At 67.9% G+C, this 13,071-nt stretch carries 13 protein-coding genes; 7 read left to right on the plus strand and 6 right to left on the minus strand.

Annotation, left to right across the window (positions count from 1 at the left end; all coding sequences use genetic code 11):
• Positions 1 to 116 precede the first annotated feature (116 nt).
• The 3 genes from ACXAID_RS09715 to ACXAID_RS09725 all read left to right on the plus strand — a co-directional run bounded on the left by ACXAID_RS09715 (position 117) and on the right by ACXAID_RS09725 (position 1,620).
• Entirely contained in the window at positions 117 to 470 is a 354-nt protein-coding gene (locus tag ACXAID_RS09715) for a DMT family transporter (protein WP_475021994.1), read from the plus strand.
• Between the two features lie 3 nt (positions 471 to 473).
• A complete protein-coding gene (locus tag ACXAID_RS09720; protein WP_475021995.1) occupies positions 474 to 794 on the plus strand; it encodes a DMT family transporter in 321 nt (106 codons plus the stop codon).
• A gap of 382 nt (positions 795 to 1,176) precedes the next feature.
• A complete protein-coding gene (locus ACXAID_RS09725) occupies positions 1,177 to 1,620 on the plus strand; it encodes a universal stress protein (protein WP_475021996.1) in 444 nt (147 codons plus the stop codon).
• A gap of 48 nt (positions 1,621 to 1,668) precedes the next feature.
• On the opposite strand, the gene ACXAID_RS09730 is transcribed toward ACXAID_RS09725, so the two are convergent.
• Both ACXAID_RS09730 and ACXAID_RS09735 read right to left on the minus strand, forming a co-directional pair.
• Complete coding sequence (locus ACXAID_RS09730) at positions 1,669 to 2,553, minus strand: fructose bisphosphate aldolase (RefSeq protein ID WP_475021997.1); 885 nt, start codon at positions 2,551 to 2,553, stop codon at positions 1,669 to 1,671.
• A 41-nt stretch (positions 2,554 to 2,594) separates the two neighbouring features.
• Positions 2,595 to 3,287 (minus strand): MBL fold metallo-hydrolase, encoded by a 693-nt coding sequence (locus ACXAID_RS09735; RefSeq protein WP_475021998.1) that lies wholly within the window; start codon positions 3,285 to 3,287, stop codon positions 2,595 to 2,597.
• 158 nt (positions 3,288 to 3,445) lie between these two features.
• Between ACXAID_RS09735 and uvrA the strand changes: the two genes are divergently transcribed.
• On the plus strand, positions 3,446 to 6,352 hold the full coding sequence (gene uvrA, locus ACXAID_RS09740; RefSeq protein WP_475021999.1) for an excinuclease ABC subunit UvrA: 2,907 nt from the start codon (positions 3,446 to 3,448) through the stop codon (positions 6,350 to 6,352).
• Here uvrA and ACXAID_RS09745 read toward each other — a convergent pair.
• Together ACXAID_RS09745 and ACXAID_RS09750 are read right to left on the minus strand one after the other, a co-directional pair.
• Entirely contained in the window at positions 6,342 to 7,217 is an 876-nt protein-coding gene (locus ACXAID_RS09745; protein WP_475022000.1) for an SDR family NAD(P)-dependent oxidoreductase, read from the minus strand. The two genes, uvrA and ACXAID_RS09745, sit on opposite strands and share 11 nt — an antisense overlap.
• Before the next feature lie 48 nt (positions 7,218 to 7,265).
• Entirely contained in the window at positions 7,266 to 7,535 is a 270-nt protein-coding gene (locus tag ACXAID_RS09750; RefSeq protein ID WP_475022001.1) for a hypothetical protein, read from the minus strand.
• A gap of 99 nt (positions 7,536 to 7,634) precedes the next feature.
• On the opposite strand from ACXAID_RS09750, the gene ACXAID_RS09755 reads away from it, so the two are divergent.
• Positions 7,635 to 8,321 carry a maleylpyruvate isomerase family mycothiol-dependent enzyme gene (locus ACXAID_RS09755; RefSeq protein ID WP_475022002.1) on the plus strand — a complete coding sequence of 229 codons (687 nt, stop codon included), beginning with the start codon at positions 7,635 to 7,637 and terminating at the stop codon, positions 8,319 to 8,321.
• Positions 8,322 to 8,333: 12 nt separating this feature from the next.
• On the opposite strand, the gene lysX is transcribed toward ACXAID_RS09755, so the two are convergent.
• Together lysX and ACXAID_RS09765 are read right to left on the minus strand one after the other, a co-directional pair.
• Positions 8,334 to 11,633, minus strand: coding sequence for a bifunctional lysylphosphatidylglycerol synthetase/lysine--tRNA ligase LysX (gene lysX, locus ACXAID_RS09760; RefSeq protein ID WP_475022003.1), 3,300 nt, complete (start codon positions 11,631 to 11,633; stop codon positions 8,334 to 8,336).
• 18 nt (positions 11,634 to 11,651) lie between these two features.
• Positions 11,652 to 12,014: a DUF1844 domain-containing protein gene (locus ACXAID_RS09765; RefSeq protein ID WP_475022004.1), complete on the minus strand. Its 363-nt coding sequence runs from the start codon at positions 12,012 to 12,014 to the stop codon at positions 11,652 to 11,654.
• A 240-nt stretch (positions 12,015 to 12,254) separates the two neighbouring features.
• Between ACXAID_RS09765 and infC the strand changes: the two genes are divergently transcribed.
• Together infC and rpmI are read left to right on the plus strand one after the other, a co-directional pair.
• A complete protein-coding gene (gene infC / locus ACXAID_RS09770) occupies positions 12,255 to 12,869 on the plus strand; it encodes a translation initiation factor IF-3 (protein WP_475022029.1) in 615 nt (204 codons plus the stop codon).
• A gap of 6 nt (positions 12,870 to 12,875) precedes the next feature.
• A complete protein-coding gene (gene rpmI, locus ACXAID_RS09775; protein WP_475022005.1) occupies positions 12,876 to 13,070 on the plus strand; it encodes a 50S ribosomal protein L35 in 195 nt (64 codons plus the stop codon).
• The last annotated feature ends 1 nt before the right edge of the window (position 13,071 follow it).

Here is a 13,071-nt window from a genome sequence, read left to right on the forward strand (position 1 = left end):
GCCGTGCGCAGCGGGCGCCCGGCCGCGCGCCGGGGCGCGTAGTTGACAGACTGGGATGCCCCGGCCGCGCTGATGGCTGATGATGTCCGGGCGACGACGAGGAGGAGGACGGTCAGATGATCTGGCTCTATCTGGTGTTGGCCATTGTCACCGAGGTGGCGGCCACGCTGTCTCTGAAAGGGTCGGCGACGGTGCCGGCGCTCTACGTGGTCGTGGTCGCCGGCTACCTGGCTTCCTTCGTGTTCCTCACCCTGGTGCTCAAGCGCGGCATGGCACTCGGGGTCGCCTACGGCATCTGGGGCGCCGCCGGGGTCGCGCTCACCGCGACGCTCTCGGCGGTGCTGTTCGGAGAGGCGTTCACCGTCGCGATGGGTATCGGTCTGGTTTGCGTGATCGTCGGCGTGCTTCTGGTCGAAACAGGTTCTCCTGCGCATCAATTGCCGTCCGACACGGCGACCGGAGGTCAGTGAGCGATGCAGTACCTACTCCTGATCGGCGCCATCGCCACCGAGGTCGCCGCCACGCTGTCGCTGCGGGTCGCCGCGCGGGGCCGCACCCCGTTCTACGCCGTGGTGGCCGTCGGGTACGTGCTGGCGTTCACGATGCTGACCGGGTCGCTGCGCCTGGGCATGCCGCTCGGCGCCGCCTACGGCATCTGGGCGGCGGCCGGCGTCGCGCTCACCGCAGCGGCCTCGTGGCTGCTGTTCAACGAGGCGCTGACGCGCAGGATGCTCGGCGGGATCGGGCTGATCGTGGTGGGCGTGCTGTTGATCGAACTCGGCGCCGGGCACTGACCTGTTCGGCCGCCCGGCTCGGCTGAGACGTCGGGGAAAGATCATGTCGCGCACCGTTGATCGAATCGGCCACCGCAACGAGGCCAGTGCCGGCGATGGCGCGTCGGTGCCCGGATGGTGACCTCGGCCACAGCCGGGGCCGCGCGCCGGGGCGCCGGGCGCCGAAGACATTCCTTGCCGCAGTGCGTGATTGCGCTGATCACGGTGCACAGGGTGCCCCCCGGCGTGTCCGCCGTCACGGTGCATCAGGCATGGTGATGTTGCCATCGTCGGAGAGCGCGGATCCAGGGCGAATGCGGCGTGGGTGTGGTGATTCGCACCCATGTTCGCCTGATGCCGGGTTACTGTCTGTGGCGTTGCAGCTGACACTGGGAGGATATGGATGAGCGCCTATCAAACCGTGGTGGTTGGTACGGACGGATCGGATTCGTCGTTGCGTGCCGTGGACCGCGCGGGTCAGATCGCCGCCGGGTCGAACGCGAAGCTCGTCATCGCCACGGCCTACTTCCCGCAGAGCGAGGATCAGCGCGCCGCCGACGTCCTCAAGGACGAGGGCTACAAGATGTCGGGCAACGCACCGATCTACGCCATCCTGCGCGAGGCGCGGGATCGTGCCAAGGCGGCCGGAGCCCCGGACGTCGAGGAGAAGGCTGTGGTGGGAGCGCCCGTCGACGCGCTGGTCGACCTGGCCCAGGAAGTTGGGGCCGACCTGTTGGTGGTCGGCAACGTGGGCCTGAGCACCATCGCCGGGCGGCTGCTCGGATCGGTGCCCGCCAACGTCGCTCGCCGGTCCCAGACCGACGTGCTTATCGTCCACACGTCCTGAACCGCCAGGCCCTGAGCCGACCTGATGGCCGGCTCAGGGCGCCGGGGCTCAGGTATTGGACGCCTTGGCGATGCTCATGATCGCGGCATCGAGTGTGGCGTTGAACTCCTCGTCGCTCTGCTGGGCGGTGAGCCCCTCGGTCAGCGCGCGCGAGAAGCTGGCGATGACGCCGTGGTTGGCGGCCAGCTTGTCGCAGGCCTCGTCGCGGTTGTAGCCACCGGACAACGCCACCACCCGCAGCACCTTGGGGTGCTCGATGAGCTCGCGGTACAGGTCGTCCACGTCGGGCAGGGTGAGCTTCAGCATCACCGTCTGGCCCTCGTCGAGACCGTCGAGGCCACGCAGCAGCGAGGCCTTGAGCTGCTCCTCGGCCGCACCCTTCTCGGGGCTGTGGATGTCGACCTCGGGTTCGATGATCGGGACCAGGCCGGCGGCCAGGATCTGGCGGGCCACCTCGAACTGCTGGTCGACGACGGCGTCGAGGCCGGCGCCGGGCAGCTTGATGACCGAGCGCATCTTCGTCCCGAACACGCCGTGCTCGCGGGCGCGGGCCAGCAGTCCGTCGAGGTTGGGGATCGGCTTCATCACCTGGGCGCCGTCGTTCTCCTCGGCCAGCCCCTTGTCGACCTTGAGGAACGGCACGACCTGCTTGACGTTCCAGAGGTAGTCGGCGCTCGGGCGGCCCTCGATCTGGCGGTCCATGGTGTCCTCGAACAGGATCGCGCCCACGATGCGGTCGCCGCCGAAGGCCGGGCTGGTGATGATGCGGGTCCGCATCTGGTGTACGAGGTCGAACATCTCGGCGTCGCTCGAGTAGGCGTCCTCGCCGATGCCGTAGAGCTTCAGCGCCTTGGGTGTGCTGCCGCCGCTCTGGTCCAGTGCTGCGATGAACCCGGCGCCGCGCTGCGCCTTGTTGAACTGATCGGTGTTCATGTTCCCTTCCTGGTTTTCCTGATTTCCGCCGCCGGCCGCTCTCACCAGCCGCGTTCGCGCCATTCGGTCAGATGGGGCCGTTCCGCCCCGAGGGTCGTGTCGTCGCCGTGGCCCGGGTAGACGACGGTGTCGTCCGGATAGACCTCGAACACCCGCGTGGTCACGTCGTCCAGCAGTTGTTCGAAATCCCCGTCCTTCCAGGTCTTGCCGACACCGCCGGGGAACAGGCAGTCGCCGGTGAACAGGTGGACCCTGCCGTCGGTGGTCGGCCCGCGCTGGTGTTCGGGATCGAGTGCCAGGGCCACCGAACCGGGGGTGTGGCCGCGCAGGTGGATGACGTCGAAGATCAGGTCGCCCACCTCGACGGTGTCTCCGGCGGACAGCACCGTGTCCGGGGTGACCGGGAGCGGCTCGGCGTCCAGCGAGTGGGCGGCGGTCGGGGCGGCGGTCGAGTCGACGATGTCCTTGAGCGCCAACCAGTGGTCCTGGTGCTGGTGGCTGGTGACGATCAGCGACAGCGTGGGGGCGTATCGGTCGATCAGGTCGAGCAGGGTCGCGGCGTCGTTGGCCGCGTCGATGAGTAGTGTCTGGCCGGTGCGGGAACAGGTGACCAGGTAAGCGTTGTTGTCCATCGGGCCCACCGACACCTTGACGATCGAGGCGCCGGGAAGGGTGCGTCGTGCTGCCGTCTGGGGCTCCACATGCCCGGTGTAGTTGTCGTTGACCACTGTCATGATGGTCACGTTACTTCCCGGGGCCCGGCGGTCTGACGGCCTCGTCGCCGTGTCCTGGTTCCGGAGTCGGGTCGATCGCCGGATCGGACTTGTCGGTGGGCACACTTAGCATGGGTCTGTACTGCGTCTGCGACCCGTAACGCGTGGAAGGGACATCGTTGGCTGACCGCCTCATTGTCAAGGGTGCCCGGGAGCACAACCTGCGTAGCGTCGATCTGGACCTGCCGCGCGACGCGATGATCGTGTTCACCGGGTTGTCGGGATCCGGGAAGTCGTCGCTGGCATTCGACACGATCTTCGCCGAAGGGCAGCGTCGCTACGTCGAATCGCTGAGCGCCTATGCCCGGCAGTTCCTCGGCCAGATGGACAAGCCGGACGTCGACTTCATCGAGGGGCTGTCCCCGGCGGTGTCGATCGATCAGAAATCCACCAACCGCAACCCGCGGTCGACGGTGGGCACCATCACCGAGGTCTACGACTACCTGCGCCTGCTCTACGCCAGGGCCGGTACTCCGCACTGCCCGGTCTGTGGGGAGCGCATCGCACGCCAGACCCCGCAGCAGATCGTCGACCAGGTGCTGGCGATGGACGAAGGCCTGCGTTTCCAGGTGCTCGCGCCGGTTGTGCGGACCCGAAAAGGTGAATTCGTCGACCTGTTCGACAAGCTGAACTCCCAGGGCTACAGCCGGGTGCGGGTCGACGGGGTGGTGCACCCGCTGACCGATCCGCCGAAGCTCAAGAAGCAGGAAAAGCACGACATCGAAGTGGTCGTGGACCGTCTCACGGTGAAGGCCAGCGCCAAGCAGCGGCTGACCGATTCGGTGGAGACCGCGCTGAACCTGGCCGACGGCATCGTCGTGCTGGAGTTCGTCGACCGGGAGGACGACCATCCGCATCGGGAGCAGCGCTTCTCCGAGAAGCTGGCCTGCCCCAACGGCCACCCGCTGGCCGTCGACGATCTCGAGCCCCGCTCGTTCTCCTTCAACTCGCCCTACGGCGCCTGCCCCGAATGCGTCGGGCTGGGTATCAAGAAGGAGGTCGATCCCGACCTCGTGGTGCCCGACCCGGACATGACGCTGGCCGAGGGGGCCATCGCGCCGTGGTCGATGGGCCACACCGCCGAGTACTTCACCCGGATGCTGTCCGGGCTGGGGGACCAGCTGGGCTTCGACGTCGACACCCCGTGGCGGAAGCTGCCCGCCAAGGCGCGCAGAGCCATTCTCGAAGGGTGCGACGAGCAGGTCCACGTGCGGTACAAGAACCGCTACGGCCGTACCAGGTCCTACTACGCCGACTTCGAAGGCGTGATGGCGTTCCTGCACCGGCGGATGGAGCAGACCGACTCCGAGCAGACCAAGGAGCGGCTCGAGGGCTTCATGCGGGACGTGCCCTGCCCGGAATGCCAGGGCACCCGGCTCAAGCCCGAGATCCTGGCCGTCACGATGGCCGCCGGCGACTTCGGGGACAAGTCGATCGCCGAGGTCGCCGAACTGTCGATCGCCGACTGTGCCCGCTTCCTCAACGCGCTGACGCTGGGAAGCCGGGAGCAGGCGATCGCCGGCCAGGTGCTCAAGGAGATCCAGTCCCGGCTGGGGTTCCTGCTCGACGTCGGTCTCGACTATCTGTCGTTGTCGCGGGCGGCCGGGACGCTGTCCGGCGGTGAGGCCCAGCGCATCCGGCTGGCCACCCAGATCGGATCGGGCCTGGTCGGCGTTCTCTACGTGCTCGACGAGCCGTCGATCGGGCTGCACCAGCGCGACAACCGCCGGCTGATCGACACCCTGGTTCGGCTGCGCGACCTGGGCAACACGCTGATCGTCGTCGAACACGACCTGGACACCATCGCCCACGCCGACTGGGTCGTCGACATCGGCCCGGCCGCCGGTGAGCACGGCGGGCGGATCGTGCACAGCGGCCCGTACCAGGATCTGCTCACCAACACCGACTCGCTGACCGGGGCCTACCTGGCCGGCAAAGAGGAGATCGAGGTCCCGGGTCTGCGCCGGCCGGTGGACAAGAAGCGTCAGCTCACCGTGGTCGGCGCCCGCGAACACAACCTGCGCGAAATCGACGTCACGTTCCCGCTCGGGGTGCTGACCTCGGTGACGGGGGTGTCGGGCTCGGGCAAGTCCACCCTGGTCAACGACATCCTGGCCAGTGTGCTGGCCAACAAGCTCAACGGAGCACGACTGGTGCCCGGCCGCCACACCCGGGTGACCGGGCTGGACAAGGTCGACAAGCTCGTCCGGGTGGACCAGTCACCGATCGGGCGCACGCCGCGCTCCAATCCGGCGACCTACACCGGTGTGTTCGACAAGATCCGCACGCTGTTCGCCGCGACCACCGAAGCCAAGGTGCGCGGATACCAGCCGGGACGGTTCTCGTTCAACGTCAAGGGCGGGCGCTGCGAAGCCTGTTCCGGCGACGGCACCATCAAGATCGAGATGAACTTCCTGCCCGATGTCTACGTGCCGTGCGAAGTGTGCCAGGGCGCCCGGTACAACCGGGAGACCCTGGAGGTGCACTACAAGGGCAAGACCATCGCCGAGGTGCTCGACATGTCGATCGAGGAGGCGGCGGAGTTCTTCGCCCCGATCACCTCGATCCACCGCTATCTCAAGACGCTGGTGGATGTGGGGCTGGGCTACGTGCGTCTCGGCCAGCCCGCCCCGACCCTGTCCGGCGGTGAGGCCCAGCGCGTCAAACTGGCTTCCGAGCTGCAGAAACGCTCCACCGGGCGCACCGTCTACATTCTCGACGAGCCGACCACCGGCCTGCATTTCGAAGACATCCGCAAGCTGCTCGCAGTGATCAACGGGCTTGTCGACAAAGGCAATTCGGTGGTCGTCATCGAACACAACCTGGACGTGATCAAGACCTCGGACTGGATCATCGACATGGGCCCCGAAGGAGGGGCGGGCGGCGGGACCGTCGTCGCCACCGGCACCCCGGAAGACGTCGCAACCAACCCGGACAGCTACACCGGGCACTTCCTGGCCGAGACGCTGGGAGTGGCCCGGCCGGCCCGCAAGACACGCAACGGCAGGCGCAAGGTCAGCGCCTAGCGGTCTGCCGACGCGCCGTGGGAGGCGGCGGCAGCTTCTGCAGGATCTTCCCTGCCGCAGTGAGCACGTCGAAATAGTGTGTGGGCGCCAACCGGGCCAGGGCGTCGAAGAAATAGGCGTCCGGTCCGACCAGGATACGGGCTTGGCCGCGCTCGACACCGCGCTGAATTGTCTGGGCCGCCTTGTCGGGCTGCGTCATCGCCATCTTCGCAAATTGCTCCGCCATCTGGGTCTTGGTAAGCCCGTTGCCGGTGGGGTCGGTGTGAAGGCGCGAGTTGACAACGATATTGGTGTTGACGCCCCCCGGATGGACGTTGATCGCCCGTACCCCGGTGCCCCGTAGCTCTTGGCGCAGCGAATCAGTGAAACCGCGTACCGCGAACTTCGACGAGCAGTACGCGCTGGCATGGGGCATGCCGACAAGACCGAAGACACTCGAAGTGTTGACGATGGCGCCCGAATCCTGTTCTACGAGCGCGGGTAGAAACGCGCGTGTGCCGTTGACCACCCCGTGGAAGTTGATGTCCCACAACCACTGGTCATCTTCGGGCACGGTGTCGAGCACACTGCAGGACACGGATACTCCGGCATTGTTGAACACCGCACCGATGGGTGCGGGCGCCCACGATGTGACTTCGGCAGCGAATGCGCGATGGAGTTCGGGGTCCTTGACGTCCAGTACCCGGGCCAGGGCAGCCCCGGACAGCGCGGCTTCGGTCTCTCGTAGTCCGGCTTCGTCGATGTCGGTGAGGGCGACGGGACACCCCCGCGCGGACAACCGCAGGGCCAAGGCGCGCCCGATACCGGAGCCGGCTCCGCTGACGACGACCGTGCGACCGTCGAGAGATTGTCTGTGCTGAGACACCTTGGGTCCTTTCTTTCCGGCTGGTGTGCGAAAGCGGGCACTGTCGCTTCAGGATTCGTCGGAGGACTTCATCGATTCCCGGATCTGGGCCAGCCGCTCGGCGGCGGCCTTCTGGCGGGCGTCGTACTGCTCTTCGGCCGCGCGGCCCTCCGGGGTCTCCGAGGCGAGCTCGGTGGCCCCGATGGCGGTGCCGTAGCGGGTCTCGATCTTCTCGCGCACCGACTCGAAGGTGGGGACCCCGTCCGGGGTGTAGCCGGGTTCGGCCGGGTCGGGGGTGGCGCCGGCGGGGCCCGGGGGAGTCGACGGTTCGTCCGACATAACGCCACGCTACCGCGACACCGGGCACCCACAATGGTCTTAGACTTCTCTTATTTTTCTGGTAGCGTCCGATCCACCTGCAAACCAAGGGGATCGTCGATGCTCGACACGGCCTATCGCAACGCCCACGGACGTCTCACCGAACTGGTCGCCGGTCTCGCTGACCAGCAGCTCCGGACGCCGGTGCCGGCCACGCCGGGCTGGTCCGTCCACGATCTGCTGGCCCACCTGGTCGGAGGTGCCGCCGACGTGGCCAGTGGGCGGTTGGACGGCGCACCCGGTGAGCAATGGACGGCCCGTCATGTGGCCGAACGCCGGGAGCACCCGATCGCCGATCTGCTCGCCGAATGGAATCACGTTGCGCCACAGGCTGAGTCCAGCCTGGCTGGGCAGAAGTTCTCCGGACCCAACCTGGCCATCGACGTGATCTGTCACGAAGCCGACCTGCGCGAGGCGCTGGGGCTGGCCCCGGTCGGCCGCGAACACTGGCAGCAGCCCTTCCTGGAGGTGCTCATGCGCGTGCTGGACCGTCGGCTCCGGGACACCGCTACCCTGCTGATCCACGACGAGCGCGGACAACAGTGGCGGTGCGGATCGTCGGCGTCGGCCACATCCACCTGGGCGCTGCACACCGAGGCCTATGAGGTGTTGCGCGCCATGATGAGCCGTCGATCGCGGCATCAGATCGCGGCGTGGGCCTGGGACCCGGCGCCCTCGGCGCACATCGTCGAGCAGTTCGGCGTCTTCGGTCCGCGCGACGATGATCAACCCGTCCCCACGGCATAGGCGGGCGCGGCCTCAGCGCGGCTTGGCCAGCGGGAAAGGCAGTGTCTCGCGAATGCTGCGCCCGGTGATCAGCATGACGACCCGGTCCACGCCCATGCCCAGACCCCCGGTCGGTGGCATGGCGTACTCCATCGCCTGCAGGAAGTCCTCGTCGAGCTCCATCGCCTCCGGGTCGCCGCCGGCGGCCAGCAGCGACTGCTCCTGCAGGCGGCGGCGCTGCTCGACCGGATCGGTCAGCTCGCTGTAGGCGGTGCCCAGTTCGACGCCCCACGCGACCAGGTCCCACCGCTCGGCGACTCCGGGGATGCTGCGGTGCGGACGGGTCAGCGGTGATACCGAAGTCGGGAAATCGGTGTAGAACGTCGGCGCCTCGGTGTGTTCCTCGACGAGGCGTTCGTAGAGTTCGAGGACCACCGCACCGGCGTCCCAATGCGTCAGGTACGGGATCCGGGCTGCGTCGCACAGCCGGCGCAACGTGGCCAGCTCGGTATCGGGATCGACCTGCTCGCCGAGCGCCTCGGACACCGCGCCGTGCACGGTCTTCACCGCCCACTGCCCGGAGATGTCGACCGGTTCGAGGGTGCCGTCCGCGGCGGGGCGCAGGAACACGTGTGCGCCGTTGGCCGCCAGGGCGGCGTTCTGGATCAGCTCCCGGCAGCCGTCGATCCACACGCGGTAGTCGGCGTGTGCCTGATAGGCCTCCAGCAGCGTGAACTCCGGATTGTGGCTGAAGTCCACGCCCTCGTTGCGGAACGCGCGACCCAGCTCGAAGACCCGCTCCACCCCGCCGACGCACAACCGCTTCAGGTACAGCTCGGGAGCGATCCGCAGGTACAGGTCCAGGTCGTAGGCGTTGATGTGGGTCAGGAACGGCCGGGCGTTCGCCCCGCCGTGGATCTGCTGCAGAATCGGCGTCTCGACCTCCAGGAAGCCCTTTGCGACCAGGGTTTCGCGGATCGCATGCAGCACGGCGCTGCGCGACCTGATCAGCTCGCGCGCCTCGGTGTTGATCGCCAGGTCGACGTATCGGGCCCGGACCCGTGCCTCCTGGTCGGTCAGGCCCTTCCACTTGTCCGGCAGGGGCCGCAGACACTTGCCGATCAGACGCCACCGTGTCACCAGCACCGACCAGGCGCCGGTGCGGCTGTGCCCCATGGTGCCCGACACCTCGATCAGGTCGCCCAGGTCGATGGCTCGGGTGAACTCCGCTGCCGTTCCCTGTTGCAGCTGCGAATTGTCCAGCAGCACTTGGGCGTCGCCGGACCAGTCGCGCAGCTGCGCGAACGCCACCCCGCCGTAGTCGCGCAGTCGCAGTACCCGGCCTGCGACGCTGACCCGGGTTCCGGGGTCGGCGCCCAGCGCCTCGGCGACGGTGTGGCTGGGCGGGCTGCCGACCGGGTAGGCCTCGACACCGTCGTCCTGCAGGGCTTGGAGCTTGGCCATCCGGACCCGAACCTGTTCGGGTAGCCGGGGCCCACCCTCGCCGGGCTCGTCGCTCGGCAGGCTCACATCCGGCGCGGTGCCGTCGCTGTGCAACAGCCCGGTGGCGACGAGCTCGCCGGGTGCGGCGATGTGGTGTCCGGTGTGCGGCTGCTCGTGGCGGCGCGAGAACGGAAGGACCAGAAAGCCTTCGGCGATCACCGACGCGACGCCCACCCGGGGCACCAGCCGGGCGTCGTCGTAGCAGGCGTACCGCGGAACCCACTCGGGCTGATACTTCATGTTCGACCGGTACAGCGTCTCGAGCTGCCACCACCGGGAGAAGAACACCAGGGTCCAGCGCCACAGCCGGGCGATCGGACCCGCCCCGAGCTGTGAGCCCTGCTCGAACGCGGACCGGAACATCGCGAAGTTCAACGAGATACGGGTCACCCCGATGTCCTCGGCCTGCAGACACAGCTCGCTGACCATCAATTCGATGGTGCCGTTCGGGGATTGGGGCGAGCGGCGCATCAAGTCCAGTGATACGCCGTTGGTCCCCCACGGCACCAACGAGAGCATCGCGACCACCCGCTGGTCCTGCACCGCCTCGACCAGCATGCAGTCCCCGTCGGCGGCGTCGCCGAGGCGGCCCAGCGCCATCGAGAAGCCTCGTTCGTCGTCGGTGTCGCGCCACGCGTCGGCACGCTCGATGACCTCCGCCATCTCCGCGGCGGTCAGGTCGCGGTGCCGACGGATGCGCACCTGGGCACCGGCGCGGCGGGCGCGGGTCACCGCCTGGCGCACGGCACGCATCTCCGAGCCGGACAACCGGAAATCGTTGGCGTGCAGGATCGCCTCGTCACCCAACTGCAGCGCGTTGAGCCCGCACTCGCTGAAGGCCTGCGCCCCAGCGGAGCTGGCACCCATCACCCCCGGGGCCCAGCCGTAGCTCAGGCACAACTCGAGCCAGGCGTCGATGGCCTGCGGCCAGGACCTCGGGTCGCCGACGGGGTCACCGCTGGCCAGGCAGACGCCCACTTCGACGCGATAGGTGATCGCGGCACGTCCGTTGGGCGCGAACACCACCGCCTTGTCCCGCCGGGTGGCGAAGTATCCCAGCGAGTCGTTCTTGCCGTAGGTCTCGAGCAGACCGCGGATGGCCGACTCGTCCTCGCCGGTCAGCGCATTGTCGGCGCGTTGGGACTGGAACAGCACCACCGCGGCGGCCATCAGAGCCAGCGCACCGAACAGGCCGAGCATCGCGCTGACGATCACATGCGGATTACCGGTGAAAGCATCGGGGTCCGCACCGGCGAAGGCGCCGACGCGGTTCAGGGCGTACCAGAACCGATCCGGTGGTGCCAGCGTGCCGGGGAACAGCTCGAGCAGACCCCACCCGAACAGCGTGCCGATCGCCAGGCCGGCCACCAGCACTCCGGCCGCCTTGGCCAGCGCACCGCGCCGCGCCTTGGCCCAGAACTGCTTGCGGGCCAGCAGCAGAAAGGCGATCGCGGCGAGATGGAAGGCCAGCCCGATGATCTCGCCGACTTCCTCGACCCACGTCTCCTCCCCGGAGAGCAGGTCGCCGATGTTCCAGCCGACCGCGGCGATCATGTAGCCGACAAGTGCCCACCAGGCGATGCGCTTGCGGGCCGCGAGCGCCCCGGCCAGCAGGGCGAGCACGAACGCCCACGCGAAACTGGTGTCGGGGAAGTTGAAGATGTACTCGTCGACGAATTCGCGGGGAACCCGGATCAGCGACCTGACCAGCGGTGAGATGCTGGCCAGCAGCGACAGCGTCGCGATGACGCCCACAGTCCAGCCCGCCGCCGTCGGCACCCACCGGTAGCGCGACGTCAGGCGTGCCCGGGTGGGGCTCGTTACGGTCATAGGCCGGGAGGATATTCGCTACCAGACGGGACCGGTGTACTTCTCGCCCGGGCCTTTCCCCGGCTCCTCGGGCGCGGCACTGGCCTCGCGAAACGCCAGTTGCAGCGACTTGAGCCCGTCGCGAACCGGCCCGGCGTGCGGCCCCAGGTACTCGGCGGAGGCCGTCACCAGGCCGGCCAGCCCGGTGATCAGCCGGCGGGCCTCGTCGAGGTCGCGGTGCGGGCTCTCGTCCGGGTCGTCGGCGGACAGCCCGAGCTTCTCGGCCGCCGCGCTCATCAACATCAGCGCGGCCCGGGTGATGACTTCCACCGCGGGCACCTCGGCAAGCTCGCGGGTGGTGGGCTGCGGCTCGGGTCGAGGCGGTTCGGGAGAATCGGTCATGCCTGCTAGACTGGCATGCGCGACCGTCCCGGCAACGTCCGGGACAGCAAGTGGAGTCCCGCTCCCACCGCTCACCGACGACACCGTCGAAGGTACAGCGGTCCGGTCACAGACGTCGGCGACGTCTGTCCTGGTCGGTGTCGGGCCCTGCTGTGAGCAGGGCTTTTCTGCTCTCCGGGGCAGGCGCCGGACGTGTGTGAGGGCTCCTGAAGGACAGCAGTACTTATCCAGGGAGGCCCCATCAGCACTGAGACCCGCGTCAACGAGCGCATCCGCGTACCTGAGGTTCGCCTGATCGGACCGGGCGGTGAACAGGTAGGCATTGTGCGCATCGAAGATGCTCTCCGCGTCGCCGCGGATGCCGATCTCGATCTCGTCGAAGTAGCCCCCAATGCCAGGCCTCCGGTCTGCAAGATCATGGACTACGGCAAGTACAAGTACGAGACGGCCCAGAAGGCACGCGAGTCTCGCAAGAATCAGCAGCAGACCGTCGTCAAGGAACAGAAGCTGCGTCCCAAGATCGACGACCACGACTACGAGACCAAGAAGGGTCACGTCGTCCGGTTCCTGGAAGCCGGGTCGAAGGTCAAGGTGACCATCATGTTCCGCGGCCGCGAGCAGTCGCGGCCCGAGCTGGGTTTCCGGCTCCTGCAGCGCCTGGGCGCCGACGTCGCCGACTACGGCTTCGTCGAGACGTCCGCCAAGCAGGACGGACGAAACATGACGATGGTGCTGGCTCCGCACCGCGGCGCGAAGACTCGCGCCAAGGCGGCTCACGATGCAGACGCTCCGACGGCTCAGCGTGGCAACGCGCAGGCCGCCCAGGAAGCACCCACCGACACACCACAGAACTGAGGAAACATGCCCAAGGCGAAGACCCACAGCGGCGCTTCGAAGCGGTTCCGGCGCACCGGAACCGGAAAGATCGTGCGCCAGAAGGCCAACCACCGCCACCTGCTCGAGCACAAGCCGTCCACCCGCACCCGCCGGCTCGACGGCCGCACCGAGGTGGCAGGCAACGACACCAAGCGTGTCAAGAAGATGCTCAACGGCTGAC

The organism is Mycobacterium sp. ABE4_509, from assembly GCF_056160785.1.